At 63.6% G+C, this 18,267-nt stretch carries 10 protein-coding genes, 4 tRNA genes and 4 pseudogenes; 6 read left to right on the forward strand and 12 right to left on the reverse strand.

Features of this window, described 5'->3' with window-relative positions; all coding sequences use genetic code 11:
- Positions 1 to 114 precede the first annotated feature (114 nt).
- Positions 115 to 1,623 (forward strand): IS1634 family transposase, encoded by a 1,509-nt coding sequence (locus KEM60_RS12390; protein WP_370626372.1) that lies wholly within the window; start codon positions 115 to 117, stop codon positions 1,621 to 1,623.
- 153 nt (positions 1,624 to 1,776) lie between these two features.
- On the opposite strand, the pseudogene KEM60_RS12395 reads toward KEM60_RS12390, so the two are convergent.
- Positions 1,777 to 1,961 (reverse strand): annotated as a pseudogene (locus tag KEM60_RS12395) (transposase); the annotation flags it as partial.
- A gap of 26 nt (positions 1,962 to 1,987) precedes the next feature.
- Between KEM60_RS12395 and KEM60_RS12400 the strand changes: the two are divergent.
- The gene (locus tag KEM60_RS12400; protein WP_219108315.1) at positions 1,988 to 2,203 is read left to right on the forward strand and encodes a hypothetical protein; all 216 of its coding nucleotides are present in this window, start codon (positions 1,988 to 1,990) and stop codon (positions 2,201 to 2,203) included.
- Between the two features lie 119 nt (positions 2,204 to 2,322).
- Here the strand turns inward: KEM60_RS12400 and mobF are convergent.
- Positions 2,323 to 4,036, reverse strand: a pseudogene (gene mobF, locus KEM60_RS12405) (MobF family relaxase); the annotation flags it as partial.
- Between the two features lie 230 nt (positions 4,037 to 4,266).
- Here mobF and KEM60_RS16635 point away from each other — a divergent pair.
- Together KEM60_RS16635 and KEM60_RS16640 are read left to right on the forward strand one after the other, a co-directional pair.
- The gene (locus tag KEM60_RS16635) at positions 4,267 to 4,413 is read left to right on the forward strand and encodes a hypothetical protein (RefSeq protein ID WP_255574577.1); all 147 of its coding nucleotides are present in this window, start codon (positions 4,267 to 4,269) and stop codon (positions 4,411 to 4,413) included.
- Positions 4,414 to 4,629, forward strand: a pseudogene (locus KEM60_RS16640) (DNA cytosine methyltransferase); the annotation flags it as partial.
- Positions 4,630 to 5,393: 764 nt separating this feature from the next.
- Here KEM60_RS16640 and KEM60_RS12415 read toward each other — a convergent pair.
- From KEM60_RS12415 to KEM60_RS12440, 6 genes and pseudogenes are all read right to left on the reverse strand, one after another.
- Positions 5,394 to 7,172 carry a DUF262 domain-containing protein gene (locus tag KEM60_RS12415; protein ID WP_219107909.1) on the reverse strand — a complete coding sequence of 593 codons (1,779 nt, stop codon included), beginning with the start codon at positions 7,170 to 7,172 and terminating at the stop codon, positions 5,394 to 5,396.
- Between the two features lie 30 nt (positions 7,173 to 7,202).
- Positions 7,203 to 9,773 (reverse strand): GIY-YIG nuclease family protein, encoded by a 2,571-nt coding sequence (locus tag KEM60_RS12420; RefSeq protein ID WP_219107910.1) that lies wholly within the window; start codon positions 9,771 to 9,773, stop codon positions 7,203 to 7,205.
- Positions 9,766 to 11,427: an Eco57I restriction-modification methylase domain-containing protein gene (locus tag KEM60_RS12425; RefSeq protein WP_219107911.1), complete on the reverse strand. Its 1,662-nt coding sequence runs from the start codon at positions 11,425 to 11,427 to the stop codon at positions 9,766 to 9,768. Before KEM60_RS12425 ends, KEM60_RS12420 begins: the two co-directional genes overlap by 8 nt.
- Positions 11,424 to 12,068, reverse strand: a complete 645-nt coding sequence (locus KEM60_RS12430; RefSeq protein WP_219107912.1) for an N-6 DNA methylase — start codon at positions 12,066 to 12,068, stop codon at positions 11,424 to 11,426. The genes KEM60_RS12425 and KEM60_RS12430 overlap by 4 nt, the downstream gene beginning before the upstream one ends.
- A 79-nt stretch (positions 12,069 to 12,147) precedes the next feature.
- Positions 12,148 to 12,324: pseudogene (locus tag KEM60_RS12435) on the reverse strand (helix-turn-helix domain-containing protein); the annotation flags it as partial.
- A 135-nt stretch (positions 12,325 to 12,459) separates the two neighbouring features.
- Positions 12,460 to 13,464 (reverse strand): alpha/beta hydrolase, encoded by a 1,005-nt coding sequence (locus KEM60_RS12440; protein WP_219107914.1) that lies wholly within the window; start codon positions 13,462 to 13,464, stop codon positions 12,460 to 12,462.
- On the opposite strand from KEM60_RS12440, the gene KEM60_RS17015 reads away from it, so the two are divergent.
- Positions 13,463 to 15,295 carry a recombinase family protein gene (locus KEM60_RS17015; protein ID WP_370626373.1) on the forward strand — a complete coding sequence of 611 codons (1,833 nt, stop codon included), beginning with the start codon at positions 13,463 to 13,465 and terminating at the stop codon, positions 15,293 to 15,295. The two genes, KEM60_RS12440 and KEM60_RS17015, sit on opposite strands and share 2 nt — an antisense overlap.
- On the opposite strand, the gene KEM60_RS12455 is transcribed toward KEM60_RS17015, so the two are convergent.
- The 4 genes from KEM60_RS12455 to KEM60_RS12470 all read right to left on the reverse strand — a co-directional run bounded on the left by KEM60_RS12455 (position 15,252) and on the right by KEM60_RS12470 (position 15,635).
- Positions 15,252 to 15,328 (reverse strand) — tRNA-Val (locus KEM60_RS12455). The two genes, KEM60_RS17015 and KEM60_RS12455, sit on opposite strands and share 44 nt — an antisense overlap.
- A gap of 34 nt (positions 15,329 to 15,362) precedes the next feature.
- A tRNA-Val gene (locus KEM60_RS12460) sits at positions 15,363 to 15,439 on the reverse strand.
- Between the two features lie 12 nt (positions 15,440 to 15,451).
- Positions 15,452 to 15,525, reverse strand: a tRNA-Cys gene (locus tag KEM60_RS12465).
- Positions 15,526 to 15,562: 37 nt separating this feature from the next.
- Positions 15,563 to 15,635 (reverse strand) — tRNA-Gly (locus tag KEM60_RS12470).
- A 354-nt stretch (positions 15,636 to 15,989) separates the two neighbouring features.
- Between KEM60_RS12470 and glgX the strand changes: the two genes are divergently transcribed.
- Positions 15,990 to 18,263: a glycogen debranching protein GlgX gene (gene glgX / locus KEM60_RS12475; protein WP_219108203.1), complete on the forward strand. Its 2,274-nt coding sequence runs from the start codon at positions 15,990 to 15,992 to the stop codon at positions 18,261 to 18,263.
- Positions 18,264 to 18,267 lie beyond the last annotated feature (4 nt).

The following is an 18,267-nucleotide window of genomic DNA, read 5'->3' on the forward strand; positions in this document are numbered from 1 at the left end:
TGCTGGTCAGGAGGGTGCGGGTTGGCGGATTGACACACCCCGCCTGGCGGTAGGGTCCGTTGCGTGGTGTTCGTTCGCAAGGTCCCGGGGCGTTCGGGGAGCACGAAAGTGTAGATCGCGCAGCGTCGTGGTGGTCGTGATGTGGTGCTTGAGCATGTCGGTACGGCCCGTACGCCAGCAGAGTTGGCGCTGTTGATGGTCACGGCCCGTGAGCGTCTGCATCTGGGGCAGGAGGCCCTCGATCTGACCGTGGCTTCGCCAGAGCACGGCGGTGGGGCCGGGGTCATCACGAGCAAGTCCTGCGCGGTGCTGTGGAACGTGTTGACCAGCGGATATACGCGTTTGGGCTTCGACGTGTTGGGTGATGAGGCGTTTGCTCAACTCGTCCTGGCGCGTCTGGTGGAGCCGACGAGTAAGGCCGACAGTCTGCGGGTTCTGGATGAGATCGGTGTGCCGCACGCCTCGTTGCGGACGATGTTCCGGGCGCTGGGGCGGGCGCAGGAGCGGGACTACCGCGGCCAGATCGCCACGGCGTGTCTGGCTCATGCCACCGCACACGGCGACTTGACCTTGGTGCTCTATGACGTGACGACCCTGTACTTCGAGGCCGAGTACGAGGACGACCTGCGCAAGGTCGGCTTTTCCAAAGAGCGTCGGGTCGACCCGCAGATCGTCGTCGGCTTCCTCGTCGACCGTGCAGGCTTTCCGCTGGAGATCACCTGCTGGCAGGGGAACAAGGCCGAAACGGCCACGATCTTGCCGACGGTCAAGGCCTTCCAGGAGCGTCACGGCGTCGCGGACCTGGTCGTCGTGGCCGACGCCGGGATGTTGTCGGCGTCGAACTTGAAGGCCCTGGATAAGGCGGGGATGCGGTTCATCGTGGGATCGCGGCAGACGAAGGCCCCGGCCGATTTGGAGTCCCACTTCCGTTGGCACGGGGACGCGTTCACCGACGGGCAGGTCATCGACACCCTCACCCCACGCCACGCCAACGCCACTGGCGAGAACGACCCGACGCATAAGAGCGAGCCGGTATGGGACCCGCAGCAGCATCCGAAGTCCTGGCGGGCGGTCTGGGCGTACAGCGCGAAACGAGCTGCTCGTGATGGACGGACGTTGACAGCGCAGGAGAACCGCGCGAAGGCCGTCGTCGCCGGCGAGAAAGCCACGAGGGTGCCGCGATTCGTCAAGACCAAGGCCGGAACAGCCGTGCTGGACGAGACCGCGCTGACACGGGCGCGACGGCTGGCCGGGTTGAAGGGGTACGTGACGAACATCCCCGCGGCCGTGATGCCCGCAAGCGAGGTGCTCGGGTCCTATCACGACTTGTGGCAGGTCGAAGCATCGTTCCGGATGTCCAAGAGCGATCTACGCGCCCGCCCGATCTTCCACCACAAACGTGACGCGATCGAAGCCCACCTCACGGTCGTCATGGCTGCCCTGGCCGTAGCCCGTCACCTTCAGGCCGCGACCGGGTTGAGCATCAAGAAGATCGTCCGGACCCTACGCCCACTGCAACAGATCACCGTGCACATCGCCGGCCACGAACACACCGCCGCCGACCCCCTCACCCCGCAAGCTCAAGCCATCCTCGACGCGCTCAACCCGCCGACCACGAAATGACACACCCCGGTGGCACGAGTCAGGCGCCGCCGCACTTGGACGCGTGGTCCTTCTTCGCGCCAGAGCCGTTGCACCTTCTTGTGGTTGACGGTCCAGCCTGCCGCCCGCGCGCCCCAGCAGCCGTTTGAGCCGCGTGTTCTCGGCCGCCAGCTACCGCAGGCGTTTGGCGTCCGGAGCTTTCAGTCCTCCGAACTGGTTGCGCCAGCGGTAATACGCCTGCTCGCTGATGCTCAACGCCCGGCGGACGCTGGCGACAGCGTCGCCGCCGGCCAGCAGCCGGTCGGCCTCGGTGAGTTTGCGGACCACTTGCTCTGGGTGTGCCGTTTCCGTCCAGCCATGACGAGAAGCCATCCTGCCCACCAGCGTGGGTGTCAAGACGCTCACTCACCCTGGACTTACCTCAGGGGGTCGGACCACTGTGGCACGTCGAGCAGTCCTTCCGCATGTCCAAGAGCGCCTACACACCCGCCTGATGTTCCACCACGACCGCGACGTGATCGAGGTCCGCCTCACGATGGTGATGACCATCCTAGGCAACGCTCGTGAACTGAAACAACGCACCGGTATGAGCATCAAGTAGATCGTCCAGGCCGTACAACCCCATAAGAAATCACCGTCCGGATCGCCAGTCACGACTATCTCGGCACCGACCCCATCCCCCGCCGCAGCCGAGATCCTGCAAGCATTCACACCCGACCCGAAATGACACGCCCCGATAACACGAGTCAGGCCCGACCTGCCTCTGGCAATCATTGTGAACGCACCGCAGGCATCCACGGATTGCAGTTGCGCGTAGTCGCCAACCAACATATCTTCGCGCCTGCATCGTGGGCGAGATGGGTGATGCGGTCTAGTGACAAGGTGCCCGCGAGGGAGGCTTCGTCGATGATGACGAGCTGGCCCGCCTCGAACGTGGCGCCGTGGAGGAGGTGGTTCTGCCACCACTTCGCCGTCTTCTCAGTCGCGATCCGAGATCATCGGCGAGGATCTGGGCAGGCGCGAGCCCGACTACAGAACCGGTGCCGCGCTCGGCTTCCCACGCGCGGCGGAGTGCGTTCATGGCGGTGGTCTTGCCCGCCCCGGCAGGACCGACCAACACGTCGAGCATCCGTCCCGACACCGCGATACGGGCCAAGGCATCGACCTGATCGTCACCGAGCATCCGACCGTCCGCGTCGGGACTGCGCATGATCTTCTCGACCGTGGCAAGCAGCACCGTTGGCCCGCCGAGGTTTGCGGCTCGTTCGAGGAGTCTGTCCTCGGCAGCGAGCTGGGACTCGGAGGTGAACACGGTCGAGCTCTTCGGTCGAAACACCGAGGTGCCGTCGGGCTGACGGAACACGACGGGCGAGGCAACGAGTTCAGGTAGGGTCAGGCGGAGCGAGATGAGTTCGGCGGCGTCGGCGACCATCATGACTATGGCTTTTCCTCTCCTGCATGGTGGCGAACTGCCAGCCCATCGTCCGCCGGGATGCCTCGGCCATGCGGTTCTATCGCCGCAAGGTCGAGCGCTTCTCACCGACCACCTCGACGACTGGACGCCCAAGCCCGCCGATCATGTCGAGCGGCGCATCTCTTGGGCCTCTCAGGAGACCGAAGGTGCCCGTCATGTGGTCGGCAAACACGGATTCGTGTAGTTCGGACAGGGCTACGACGACGGCGTGCATCGGCCTGCCGTCGAGCGAGCGCCATTTCCCGTCGAGGACAAGCTTTGCCCTGTTGTTGATGATGCCGTGCGTGTGGAGGGGGGTCTCCGGCGCGGGAGTCGAAGTGATCGAACACGGTCGCGATGATTCCGATGACATCTGCCTGGGCAACTGCGCCATCCCTGGCGGTTGCGTCCGTGCGCGTGGCTGCAACTTCGCGTTCCATAAACGCAACCACCTCCGCGACCGCGCGATGATGCGCTACTGCGATGAGTGCCTGGACTCCGGCATCGGCGACCGCCTATAACACGCTCGCGGACTTTAGGATCAAGAAAGTGAAGTCGAAGCCCGTGGCCGCCCGCCGTGTGCCCTGGGCAATTTCTTCGGCCACGATCTGCGCGACCGTCTCACCCTTGGCCCCAGGTGTGAGCGTCTGGTCAAGACCGGCGATCTGTGTTTTGATCTGCTCATCCTGGCTCTTGTACGCCGGGAAGCTCAGGCCGAGCTTGTCGCCAGTGATCGGACCACAGCCCGTGCTCATCAGGAGCTGAACTTGGTCTTCAGAGACCCAATCACCAACCTGAATCTCGCCTTTACCGAAGGACGCTACTCCCGCGCCGAGCCAGCGGCCAGGCGGCGTTTATTCCTCCATGTCGTAGCGCGTGAGCGGGGCTGATAGTGGTCTGTTCCTGTCGGCAGTCGCGATCGTCTTCAGCAGGTACTTATTAGCCATCACCCGCCGACATCACGCGCATCGAAACCGTCATGCTCACCTCTGTTCCTGGTGAGCATGTAAGCACCCGCACCCGGTCACTTCTGAAGCGGTAGTCCTGATCCAATCTCGACCTGCAAGAGGCATGTGGCCTCCGATGGCAGTCGGGGTGGAAGCCGGCGACGTGACATCTGGCGGTGTCGCTCGGATGAGGCGCGGTGAGCGGCAGTGCGTGCACCTGACAGGTGACCAGCTCAGCACCAGCTCCAGCTCCATGATGAGGCGATGCCGGGGACGACCGTTACCGGAGCGAACTTCATGCACGAACTCGACATCAGCGGCGAACCACGACTCAGGATGGGGTCGGTGTTCAGCGGCTACGGCGGCCTCGACCTCGCCGTGGAGCACGTCTTCAACGCCAAGACGGTGTGAATCTCCGAGCTCAACGAGCTCGTCGCCCGCGTCTTCTCCCGCCACTGGCCAGATGCACCGAACCTCGGCGACATCACGACGATCGACTGGAGTCAGGTCGAGCCCGTGGACATCCTCATCGGAGGGTTCCCGTGCCAGGACGTTTCCACCGTTGGCAAGCGCGCTGGCCTTGCTCCAGGCACGCGCTCGGGTTTGTGGGCGCACATGGCTGCGGCCATCGACGTGCTCCAGCCCGAGTGGGTCGTCATCGAGAACGTCCGCGGGCTGCTGTCCTCACCAGCCGCGCGGCCAGCGGCAGAAGGAGACGACCATGAACGACGCAACCGCGGCGATGCAACCGCCGGCAACGCAACCCTTCGCGGTATGGAACGCAACCCGTGGCATCTGGGAGACAACGCAGCTCGACCTCTACGGGCTCTCGGCGCCGTTCTCGGCGATCTGGCCGACCTGCGGCTGGATGCGCGTGGATCGGCCTACCAGCTTCGCTTGTCGGCGCTCCTCACCAACGCTTCCGCGTCTTCGCCCTCGCCCGGCGCACTGTTCCGCACCCCGCTGGCGACGGACTCCTCACGAGGCGGGGAAACCCTCGACCAGGTGCGAGCGAGACGAGGGACGATCGCGCTGTCGCACCAGATCATCGACTTCGCTCTCCACGGACCGTCTGGCTCACCGAGCAGAAGAGCCGAGCCGGAGACGCTGTGTTCCCTGATCGGCGGACTGTTCAGCGTTGAAGGCGTTACGGTGACGCCACCGCCGGTGGGAACACATCACCGGATGGTCAGCACCCGCGCCAGCCCTCCTGAACGACGCCGACGACCCACCAGCACCCGCCTTCGTCGAATGGCTCATGGCATAGCTCCCAAGCTGGGTCACCGGCACCGACGATCTGACGTAGAACCAGCAGATCACCGCGCTTGGCAACGGAGTGCTGCCTCTCCAGGCGGTGTCCGCACTGTCGATGCTCGCCGCGTGAACGTGGGTTACGAGAGAGCCGCGTCCTCCGGTGCGCCCGGTGCTTTTCCCAGAGCGGCGAGTAGGCGGGTCCGGATTCGCCGCTTGCGCTGCTCGAAGAACGACGTGAAGTCGGTCAGGTCGAGCGGAAGACCGTCGAGGTCGTTCTCTGTGAGGTAGGTGGCGCGCTTGTCCTCGCTCGGGAAGGCGGTGTCGATCCATTCCTCAGGCAGGCCGTCCTGCTTCTCAATGTTGGCGGTCCCTGCGAGCAGCTGGAGGTTCGGCAGGAGGTTCACGGTAGTCAGGTAGTCGTCGATGCTGTCGAGCGGGACACCGGCGTCGAGGAGCTTCTTCTTGGTGAAGCGGGACTTGGGGAAGATGTGGTCTTCGTGGAACTTCTTGCTCAGGTCCAGCCCCGGGTACAGGACCGAGAGGACGGAGAAGGTCCGCTGGCCGGCGTACTTGAGGTTGAGCAGCTCGTCGATCTCTGCGTTGTCGAACGCGAGGCTCTTGCCGACGGCCGCCATTGCCTCCTCGACCGCAGCGACCGGGAAGCCGTTCGTCGAGTTGCTTCGAAGGACATCGCGGATGCGGGTGAGGAGCGTGTCGAGCCCCGAACCCCAGATGCCACGCTTGACCAGCGAGCGCGTCACCCATCGTTGAAGGGCGAGCCTGTCGGCGGCGTCCGCGGTGGAGTCGAGGTAGGAGTCGCCTGCACCCCGGAGGTGCAGGTAGTGCGCGACCGGGACGATCACGCTGTTCGCGGTGAGGTTGCGTTCGTTGTATCCGAACTGCTGGAGCAGCGTCGCGGCACGGAGCAAGGCTCCCTTGATCTGCGGCCACGCGGCCTCCACCTTGGCCATGTTCCCCTGAGTGAAGTTGGTGACCTTGAACCGCACGTCCACGTCCGCGATCGTCAGCGCGGTCTTCAGCACCACATCTTTGGAGAAGGAGAACTGGCGCCCGGCGTTGCTGTTGATCTCCGAGACCAGTGAGCGGACTTCCTCGCGCGCGTCCAGCTCTTGCCACTGGTTCGTCGCCATCGACAGCAGCAGGTCGGAGTACGAGAGCGTGGTGCCGCCGCTGTTGACGCGAACGAAGATTTCGAGCACCTTGTCGGCGTCCTGATCGGTCACCAGGAAGTAGTTCATCGGCTTGAGAACCCGCACCGCCTCGTACAGGTCGTAGAGCCGTTGAAACGCGTCAGCCGATCCAGCGATGCCGCGTTGCTCCAGCTCTCGCATGATCGCAGGTCCAGCGTTGGCGAGATCGAGGACCGCTCCGACCCGGAACCACTTGTCGGCCTCGCCGTCCGCCGGGGCCGCCTCCCGGTCGGTGAGGAACCGCAGGTCGTACTTGGTGCCGAGCTCCTCGTCGTCGGGCTCGTCGAAAAGGTTGAGGTAGAGGCGCTTGACGGGGAACGCGTCGACGCTGTTCCACCAGGCGTACTTCTTCTTCTCCGCGAAGCTGCCGTACAGCGCGATGTTCAGCGAGGTGAGCCGCTGCTGTCCATCGAGAACTGCAGTCGTGCCACTCCCGGAGGTAACCGTTGCCTTGTCCGCGTAGGGGTTGTCGCGCTCGTGGTAGTTCGTCAGGAACTCGTAGAACGTGTACGACTGCGCGGTTTCAGGCTTGACGTCCCAGAGCAGGAAGGACCCGACGGGGTACCCACGCATGAGGCTGTCGACGAGCTTGGTGATCTGATCGGCACCCCAAACGAACTCGCGCTGGATCGCCGGCATCAGGTACTCACGCTTGTGGATAGCGGTCAGCATCTCCTCGATGCTGCGCGGGGTCTGGAACGACATGCGGATTCTCTCGGTCGGGCTGGCAGGTGGTCAGGCGATGGCGTCGTCATCTACGGCCACCACGGTGTCGTAGAGGCCGTAGTGCCGCAGCCCCTTGTGGGACTCGATGCCGGTGTAGGACAGGGAGGAGTCCTCGTAGCGCCGGAAGGCGAAGACGGCCTGGTTCATGTGGGTGGCGTTGAAGACGCCGAGGTTCACGAGGAGGTGGAAGTCCTCGACGGTCAGTCCAGTGACGGCGCGGAACAGGCCCGGTTCGAGTTTGGTGATGACATCCTGGAGGGTGTTCTCGCGGAAGTCGGTCAGGTACATGAACGCCGGGATGCGGGTGGCGAACTTGACCAGCTTCTCCTGAATCTGCTTCCGCTTGGACTTGTACTCCTTCTCCTCCGCCGTGAGTTCCTTCTTCTCGGCCGGAGTGATGTCCTCGCCCTTCTCCTTCTTCGCCTTCTTCACGGCGTCGCTCTTGTTCACGACGGTCTCGAAGATGTCGTTGCCGAGCGCGCGGAAGCCTTCGATGTTCATAACGGCGTTGAGGGCGTCAGGGTTGTTCATGATCTTGCGCAGGGTGTCGTTGTCGACGTTGACGAGGATCGCGGACTCCCACTTGCGGGCCAGGAGGGTCGCGGAGGTACCCGACATGGCGATGTCGAGGATGCCGCCAGCATCGACCTGGGTCATGTTCGACCCGTCGTAGGCCAACACGGGCAAGAACTTCACGAGTTCCTCGACGGCTTGCTCGGGGTTCGGCGTCTCCGGCGAGAGACCGGCCCCGTAGTCGGCGATCTGGCGCAGTGCGCGGGTCGGTGCGAAGTCGAACACGAAGCACACCGGCTTGAGGATGGCTTCGGCGCTTGGGTTGTCTCCGTCGGGGTTCTTGATCGACCACGGTGACTGCACGCGGAACGCTGCCTGGAAGTAGGTCTCGGGTGAGTTGAGGTTGCGCAGCATCAGGATCGAGGACCACTGCTTGACGGTGACACCCGTGGTGAGTTTGCCGCACGACAGGGTGATCGTCTTCGTGTCGTGGCCGTCGCCGATCGCCGCCCGCACCGGTGGGAGGGCATCCAGCCCGATGCCCGCGCTGGCACCCGCGACGACGAGGACCTTGTAGTCGTGCCAGAACACGTTCTGCTTCTCCGCGAACAGGTTCGCCATTGCCTCACAGGCAGCCACATTGGGTAGGAACCAGAACGAGTGCTGCAGGTACGGCAGGAGCCGAACATCGGAGTATGGGAAGGGCGGGCGGGTGCCCATTCGCATGGCGTCGACCTGCGTGGGCAGGTGCGCTCCGCGGATGAGATCGAGCCACTTCTGCACGTCGGTCTTGTGCGTGAACTCGGCGTCCTTGCCGATGCCCTTTGCCTCGAAGAACTCGTTGAGGTCGAACTCGTCGAACTGTCCCTGGTTCGCGACGGCGATCAACTCGTCGGGCATCTGGTAGGTGAACAGGCGCATCTCCGGGAGTGCCCCGTACGGGTTCCACGCGTCCGGATGTGCGACGGCGTACTCGGCCTTGGCGCGCTGCTCGTCGGTGTAGGTCCAGTTGAAGATTTGCTCCTCGATGAACTCACCGGTTGCCAGCGCCTTGAACGGCGTGCCCGATAGGTACAGGTAGGCGCGGGTGGTGATCGGCAGGAAGTCGTCCTCGTCGTTGCCGAGCTCGTCAAGCTCCTCGTCGAAGGCCACGAGACCGTCGTTGTACTCGGCGGCCAGTTCCTTCTGCTTGACCTTCTCGTCCTCGCCCTCGAACAGTTCCTTGGCGGACTCTCGCCAGGCACCGAAGTGGTACTCGTCGAAGATGACGAGGTCCCAGTTGGTGGTGTGGACCCACTCGTTCTTCGCCTTGATGAGCCCCGTCTTCCGGTCGCGTCCGAGCAAGTCCTGGAACGACCCGAAGTAGACCAGCGGTCTCGTCTTGTCAGCGTCGTCTGGGCTACCCCCGGTGGCCGAGGAGAGGTACTGCCAGCCGTCGAAGTCGGCGTGGGACTCCAGGTCGGTCTGCCAGGCATCTTCCACCGCGGGCTTGAAGGTCACCACGAGGATGCGTCTCGCGCCGAGCCGCTTGGCGAGTTGGTAGGAGGCGAAGGTCTTTCCGAAACGCATCTTGGCGTTCCACAGAAACCGCGGCACCGCCTGGGAATCCTCGGCCCAGATCGACTCGTAGTAGCCCTCGGCCTTGTCCACGGCGCTGGCCTGCTCCGGGCGCATCCGGAACGTTTCGTGATGGGTGCCGCTGAGTTTCACGCCGGCGCGAAGCTCTGTGATCGCCGTGCGCACATCGTCCGGGGTACAGCGCATCCACTCTCGCGCTGATCCGAAGATCGGGTTCTCGAAGCCCTTGTCAATCAGTCGCTGGCGCACATCTGAATCGCGAAACACCGACCCGTCGTCACGCTCGGCGAGTTCATCAACATGCAGCGTGTAGACCTGCTGCATCTGCCCCTGAGACTCGCGGATGCGCGCGTTCACGTCCGCCTTCGTCGTCTGTCCCACCTTGAGGAGTCCCGCGTATCCGGCCGGTGGATCGTTCGGCGACCACGCGTAGATGCGCAGCCTCGCTTCGGGCTTCTCAGGAAGCAGCTCGTCGATGTCCCTACTCATCGCTATCGTCGGCCCCGTCCTCGTCGAAGAGGGTGTCGTCGTGCGGAGCGACTTGGGACTCGATGAAGGCGATCTCGGCGTCCGTCAATCCGTAACGCTCGTAGAGGAGAGCGTCTGTCCAGTCCCGATCGAGAGGAACATCTGGGACAAATGCATACACATCCCGGGTGGCGTGCTGGGTGGACTTGCGGAGCGACACAAGGAAGCGAACGAATCGGGTGCGCAGGTACGCGGAGTACCGCGTCGCTTCTTCCTCGGTGTCAAACCGTCCAGCGACAAGATACGTTTCCGTGCAAGCCGTGCCTGGGCCAGCGATGATCGGCTTGGAGAGGAACTTCGTTTCGACCGCAGCGCTCGTTCCCTGGACCGCAGTCATGAGCACCTTCCACTGGTCGATCCACCCGTCGCTCAGCGGAACCTCACTTCGGGCGACCCAGGTGATCTTGCGGGAGCCGAACAGCTGCACCGGGTCCTTCAGACCGCTGGCGGCTGGCTTCCCATGGAAGAAGGTGCGCAGGCCAAATGGCTTGCCGGTGGACACGCGGGTGTCGAGCGTTGATTCTTGCTTCGCGCGGACCTTCTCCAGGATTGGAACAGCTTCGTTGCGTCGAACCAAGACATCGTAGGCATCGAGGTACCGGGTTGCCCGCTCGCCCACCGGCTGCCCGTCCCACATCGTCTGGATCGTGCAAGGTCCGTCATGCTCGCGGTCCCAGAGGAAGTACGAGACACCTCCTCTGATCTTGACTCCCGGGAAAGCCTCGTACAGCTTCGGGTAGTCGACGATGTCGTGCATGCGGTGGTCAGAGAGCATCTTCTTGCGGTACTCGTCGAGACCCTTGCCGCCTGCGAACCAGCGAGACGGTGTGACAAAGACGGCGAAGCGCGGGTCGAGTCCAAGTGCTTTCTCTACGAACATCTGGTAGATCGGCGCGGCAGAGGTGCCGTAGCCGCCATCGCTGAGCTGGTAGGGCGGGTTGCCGATGATGACGTCGAACTGCATGTTGTCTCCGAACAGCTCTGCGGTGCGAGCTTTGATGTCGTCAGTGTGGATGAAGGCGTAGGCGTGAGTCTCAAGCTCGTCGCCACGGGCGTAGTCGTCCTCGCCCGCCCCGCAGTAGAGGCACTTGCGGTTGGTGTAGACCGTGATCTCTTCACTCGTGAGGGGATCGGCGCGGAACTCGCGCTTGCCGCCGCCCCAGGTGTGCTCAGTGCGCTCGAACCAGATGTTGCCATCCTCGGTCATGAACGACTTGGCGATCGAGTGCGGGCCGTTAGCGAACTTCGAGCAGTAGACGCTCCGGCGCGCCAGCAGTGCAGTGAGCTGGGTGATCCCGATGCCGAACACCTGACGGGTGAGGATGTGATCGACGCGCTCCGCGAGGTCGGGCATCTCCAGGATCAGTCCGTCAGTGAGCCGACGGACGATCTCACGGAGGAACACCCCAGACTTGGCGAACGGGTCGAGGAACGTGACATCCGGGTTGGCCCAGATGTCCGCACCGTCGTTTGCGTCTGCCCACGCGGCGGCAAGCGTGTCGAGCATCTGGTTCGCGAACTCTGGCGGGGTGAAGACCTCATCGTTGGAGAGATTCGCGATGCATGTCAGGACATCCGGGTTGTGCCCTCGGAGAGTGAAAGGTGCAAGGCTCACGCGGCGGCCTCCGCGATCTGATTGAAGGTCATCGTCGGATAGGTCTGCGCGGGCACGAACAGGTCTTCATCGTCGAGTTCGCCGAACAGGGTTCCCTCGTACGAAGCGCGCTGGGTGAGGTCGTCGTAACGGAAGTCGCGCCTCTGGAACTTCCCTTTGCCGAGGTAGCCCCACTCAGGAAAGGTGATGGGCTGGCCGCTTGGCACAGTCATGGTCAAGGCATCGCCCTGCACGATGTTCACGGACAGGACCGCGCGTGCCGCTCGCGCCCACGGGTCATCGCTGCTGATGCCCAGGAAGGTGTTGAACACCTCTGCGAGATTGTCCCGGCACTCCTCGGCGTTGTCAGCGAGGAGCTCGATGCCGTACGTGCACATCAGCGCGAACAGCGCGTAGTGACGCTTCTCGAAGTCGCTCCTACCGTGGCGAAGCTGGACCGTGACGAGCTTGCGGGCCAAGACTGGGACGAGGAAGTTGCCCGAGCCGCAAGCGGGCTCAAGCACGCGAGAGTCGATCCGCTCGGACTCGTGCTTGACGAGATCGAGCATGTCCTCGACCATCCACCCCGGCGTGAACACCTCGCCGTGATCGGCAACGCGCTGCTTGGACTTCACCAAGCGCTGGGCTTCACTCAGCGTCATCGTCGCCCCTTCCCGTGCTCGTCGTCACGATCGTAGGAGCGACCGCTGACATTTGTGTGGGCTGCTGAGCGGTCTCGTGGTCGCTGGCTGCAGCACCCGCGCGCACCCAGTCGTCGATCTCGCTGGCTTGGAACTTCCAGAGGCGTCCGACCTTGTGGGCGGGCATAGCCTTCTCGGCGATCCAGGTGTAGACGGTGTCTTTGGTGACCCCGAGGTGGGCGGCGATGTCGTCTGCGGACAGCCACGGCTCAGCCACGTTGGTCCTCCCTCGCTCAATGGCCCAGGCAGGCCAACACCCACGATGATACCGGCGGACGTACGGCTTGAGTAGGGTTTCTCCGGGCGTGGCCGAAGGAGATGGGTGCCGAGGGAGGTCGCTCCGCTCGGCCAATCAGCCTGGGCCATGCGACTTGAGCCAGGAGGTCACTGCCTCCCGCCACCGGTCGGGATCGGTGTTCCAGCAGAGGGTGTGGCCGGCATCGAAGGTCTCCAGCTCGATGAGGTCCGGCCGTGCGTCTCGGAGTGCTTGCGAGAGCTGGACTGGCACGGAGTCGTCTCGGGTGCCGTGGAGGATCAGGGCCGGCGTGGTGAGGTCTGCGGCTCGGGATGTCCAGTCGAAGGAGCGAAGTGGGATGCGGCCCGGCAACCCGACTGCGCGAGCCAGTGGGCCGCTGGCGAGCCACGGGATCGCGAGGTGCCCGGCTGCTGCGGGCAGTCCGCTGCGAACGCAGTTGGTCTTGATGACTTCGGTCCAGTTGAGGACTGGTGAGTCGAGTACGAGTGCGGCGATCAGCCCCTGATGTCGCGGGTGGTCGGCGAGTTGGAGGGCGATGACCGCTCCCATTGACCAGCCGAAGAGCACGATTCGTTGGGCTCCGCGTCGGACGGCGTATCCGATGGCTTCGTCAACGTCGATCGTCTCGGTGTGGCCGAGGGCTGTTCGGCCGGTGCCGACAAGTGGCCCTTCTGCGGTGTTGCGGTAGCTGACGACCAGGGAGGTGTAGCCGAGATCAGTTGCGGCGAGGACGCCGCGGAGGGTGCCGGCGTGGGTGCTGCCGAGGCCGTGGACATGGGTGGCCCAGGTCGAAGGGTCGCCGTCGATGCGCCAGGCCGGGCATGGTCCTGCGGGAGTCGTGATGGTGATGTCGCGGGCGTGGAGTCCGGCGTCGGCTGGGGCAGCATAGTAGATGCCGCTCCACGAGGCACGGTCGCCGGTCTTCGGGGTGAGGCCAGGCGCAGTGCCGGTGGTCCTTCGCGCGACGCGAGTAGGTCCGCGATCGACGATCTCGGTGGAGAGCTGGACCCAGCCTCCGTGCTTGAACCAGAGGTTGTAGATGCCGGGCGCGGTGAGTCGCCGTGCGATGACCCACCCGATTCCGGCGGCCACGGTCGTCATGATCCCGCCGCCGCGGGTTCCAGCAGTTCCGCGTTCGGCCGATCCCTCGACTTTCGCGCAGAGTGTCGCGTCCACGCTGTCCGCGTGGGACACGGCTTTGGGGCTGAAGCCGCTGGACTACACCTCGGCGATCCTCGGTGTAGGTGACCCCAGCGGGGACGAGCAAGCCGGGCTGGTCTCCGACGTGGCCGCGTACCTGCCGACCCGGGACGCCAGTATCGAGCTGCGGCAGTACGCCACCCGCCAGCACATCACCATCGGCGCCGTCTCGTACCTGCGGGTCTCGACCCGCGAACAGGCAGAGAAAGGCGGCACGGATGAGGGCTTCTCGATCCCAGCCCAGTGTGAAGCGACCAGGCACAAGGATGAACAGCTCGGCGCCGGCATCGTCGAGAAGTTCGTCGACGCGGGAGCCTCAGCCAAGTCGTCCGACCGGCCCGAACTGATGCTGATGATCCAATACGTCAAGGCCAACAAGGTCGCGTACTGCATCGTTCACAAGGTCGACCGGCTCGCCAGGAACCGTGCCGACGACGTGAGCATCCACCTCGCACTCCAACAGTGCGGGGTGATGCTCGTGTCCGCGTCGGAGAACATCGACGAGACCCCGTCCGGGATGCTGCTGCACGGGATCATGTCCTCGGTTGCGGAGTTCTACTCGCGCAACCTCCCCCCCGAAGTCACCAAAGGCATCACCCAGAAAGTCGCTAACGGCGGCACCCTGAGCAGGGCGCCGATCGGCTACCTGAACGTCCACAAGCGCGACGCGCAGGGTCGGGAGTACCGCACGGTTGAGGTCGATCCGGATCGCGCGCCCCTCATCTGCTGGGTCTTCGACACCTACGCCAAAGGCGAGCACACCGTCCCCGGCCTTCTGGCCGAAGCCACCGCCCGCGGATTGACGACAGTCCCGACCCCGAAGCGCCCGTCCGGGCCGGTGGGGCGTTCCACGTTCTTCAAGCTCTTGCGTAACCCGTACTACATCGGGCAGGTCCGCTACCAAGGCGCCCAACACCCCGGCGCCCACGAACCGATCGTCGTCCCCGAGACATGGCAGCAGGTCCAGGCCCTCCTAGACACCCGCGCCACCGCTGGCGAACGACGCCGCAAACACAAGCACTACCTCAAAGGCACCCTGTACTGCGGCACGTGCACGTCGCGGTTGCAGCTCGACTACGCCCGCAACAAGCAAGACATCCGCTACGCCTACTACATCTGCACCGGCCGAGCCATCCGCACAACGACCTGCACGAGGAAGGCCGTGCCCGTTGGCGTCGCTGAACAACTCGTCATCGACTGCTACCAACAGATCGCCATTAGCTCAAGCACCTATGCGCAGCTTGCTGAACGGGTCGAGTCGGCGTTCGATGAGCGTCTGGCTGAGTGGTCCCAGACCATCGACGACCTCACCACCACCAAGCAGAGGCTGGAAGCCGAAGCAGACAAGCTCCTCGAAGCCCATTTCGCCGACGCCATCGACCTACTCACCCTGAAACGACACCAAGACCGAATCCGCATCGCCCTGGCTGACGTCACCAAATGGCTGGAATCTGAGCGGCACGACCACGAAGGCCCCCGCCAACACATCGCTACCGCGCTACGACTCTTCGCCGACTGCGCCACCATGTACGAACGAAACGACGACCTGGGCAAACGGATCGCCAACCAAGCCTTCTACCAGCGCATCCTCATCACCGAAGACGAAAAAGCGGCGATCCAGCTCAACGAGCCGTTCGCCGCCCTCGCACCCACATCAACCTATGTCAGATGTTCTAGTACATCCAATCTGGTGGACGTAAAGGGACTCGAACCCCTGACCTTTCGCGTGTGAAGCGAACGCTCTAACCAACTGAGCTATACGTCCAAGTAGACAAGGCCCCGGAGGGGACCTTGTCCTATGGTGGGCGATACAGGACTTGAACCTGTGACCTCTTCCGTGTCAAGGAAGCGCGCTAGCCACCTGCGCCAATCGCCCATGTTGTAAAAGTGGAGGTGGAGATGGGATTTGAACCCATGTACACGGCTTTGCAGGCCGTTGCCTCGCCTCTCGGCCACTCCACCTTGAGAGCCGTTGACTCTGTCGAGTCAGAGTTCTCCGAGCGGACGACGGGACTCGAACCCGCGACCCTCACCTTGGCAAGGTGATGCTCTACCAACTGAGCCACGTCCGCATGCTTCCTTGGGGCTTTTTTGTTTCTTGCCGGCCCCGCGGTGCCCCTGAACATTAACCGATCTGAGCCCCGGGGTACAAACCGACGGCATGGTGTCCTGCCTCGACTCGGCGTTCAGACCAGCATGTCTCTCTATCATTGCAGCTCAGAGCGCTGCCGTGGCGAGTTTCTTGCCGTGGGTTCGCCGAGTGAAGATCTGCCTACCCCGCCCCGCTCTGTGCGTTGGCCTGTCACGATAGGCTTCGGCGGCCATCTCGCCTTCAAGCACTCGACGAGGTTCTTCACCGGAGGTGCGTGGGGCGTGGCATAGGACGAGAATGGATCTCGTCCGGATCCATCGACGAAGTGGGATGTATGGACATCTGGCCAGGTAAGCCGTATCCGCTGGGAGCCACCTACGACGGGTCCGGCGTGAATTTTGCCCTTTTTTCCGAGGTAGCCGAGCGTGTCGAGGTGTGCCTGGTCGATGAGACCGGCCACGAAGCTCGCCTCGAACTGACTGAGGTCGACGGGTATGTCTGGCACGGGTATGTGCCGCATCTCCAGCCGGGTCAACGCTACGGGTTCCGGGTTCACGGCCCATACGACCCGGAGGCTGGGCACCGTTGCAACCCCAACAAGTTGCTTCTAGACCCGTACGCCAAAGCTGTCCACGGGCAGGTCAGCGGCGACGAAGCGTTGTTCTCGTACCGGTTTGGCTCTCCGGAGACGTTCAATGAGGACGATTCGTTGGGCGAGACGATGCTGTCGGTGGTGGTCAACCCGTTCTTCGACTGGGGGCATGACCGGCCGCCGCAGCACGAGTATCACGAGACTGTCTTCTATGAGGCCCACGTGAAGGGCCTGACGATGACCCATCCGGACATCCCTGAGGAGATTCGGGGGACGTACGCCGCGATCGCGCATCCGGCGACGGTGTCCTACCTGAAGGATCTGGGGGTGACGGCGCTGGAGCTGCTGCCGGTGCACCAGTTTGTGCAGGACACGCACCTTCAGGAGAAGGGGCTGCGCAACTATTGGGGTTACAACACCATTGGTTTCCTCGCCCCGCACAATGAGTATTCCGCGACCGGAGACCTCGGCCAGCAGGTCACCGAGTTTAAGTCGATGGTCAAGGCCCTCCACGACGCCGACATCGAAGTCATCTTGGATGTGGTCTATAACCACACCGCTGAAGGCAACGAGTTTGGTCCGACGATCTGTTTCCGTGGCATCGACAACGCTGCCTACTACCGGCTGGTCGACGACGCCAAGGATCATTACTACGACACGACCGGCACCGGCAACAGCCTGCTGATGCGGCACCCGCACGTGCTGCAGCTGATCATGGACAGCTTGCGGTATTGGGTGACCGAGATGCACGTCGACGGTTTCCGATTTGATCTCGCGGCGACATTGGCTCGTCAGTTCCATGAGGTCGACAAGCTGTCGGCGTTCTTTGATCTCATCCAGCAGGACCCCATCATCAGCCAGGTCAAACTGATCGCTGAGCCGTGGGATCTCGGTGACGGCGGCTATCAGGTCGGCAACTTCCCGCCGCTGTGGACTGAATGGAACGGCCGCTACCGCGACACTGTCCGCGACTACTGGCGTGGCGAGGCCGCAGCGCTTTCCGAGTTTGCCTCGCGCCTGACCGGATCCAGTGACCTGTACGCCCATTCGGGTCGCCGTCCGATCGCGTCGATCAACTTCATCGTCGCTCATGACGGCTTCACGTTGCGTGACCTCGTGTCGTACGACGAGAAACACAATGATGCGAACGGGGAAGGCAACAACGACGGGGAAAGCCATAACCGGTCGTGGAACTGCGGCGTTGAGGGACCCACCGAGGACACTGCGATCCGTGCGCTGCGTCGCCAGCAGATGCGCAACTTGTTGACCACGTTGATGCTCAGCCAAGGTGTCCCGATGCTCGCCCACGGCGACGAGCTGGGACGCACCCAGCAGGGCAACAACAACGTCTACTGCCAAGACAATGAGCTGTCGTGGATCGACTGGGATCTGTCCCGGGAGCAGCAGCAACAGTTGGAGTTCACTCAAGCCCTGATCGAGCTGCGCAAAAACCATCCAGTGTTCCGGCGTCGGCGGTTCTTCCAAGGCAGCGCTGACCACGGCGGCGAGTCAGAGCTGCGGGACATCGTCTGGTTGAGCGTCAGCGGCGAGGAAATGCGCGAGGAGGACTGGCAGACCGGTTATGCCCGGACGCTGGCAGTGTTCCTCAACGGTGATGGCATCCACTCCCCCGACGCATTGGGCCGTCGCGTGCTCGACGACGATTTCATCCTCATGTTCAATGCGCACAGCGAAGCGGTGGAGTTCACCATCCCCGATCCGTTGGAGCATGCCGACCAGCTGTGGAAGGTCGCGGTCAACACGGCGCTGCCCACTGGGCTGCCCGACCCCACCGCTGCCCTCCTCGAACCGGGCACTTCCGTCACTGTGGCAGGCCGCTCCGTACTTGTCTTGCAAGGGACGTCGATCCCGCAAGGTGATGAGGAAGACGAGTTGCTCACCGACGACGTATCTCTGCCGGGATCAGCCGAAGGCACCGGCAGCGATGAAGCACCCAAGGATGCTGCCGCGGCAGCACCGGCTGGCGACTCCACCGGAGCAACGCCCGCTAGCTAACCCG

Source organism: Austwickia sp. TVS 96-490-7B (assembly GCF_019331795.1).
Taxonomy (GTDB): domain Bacteria; phylum Actinomycetota; class Actinomycetes; order Actinomycetales; family Dermatophilaceae; genus Austwickia.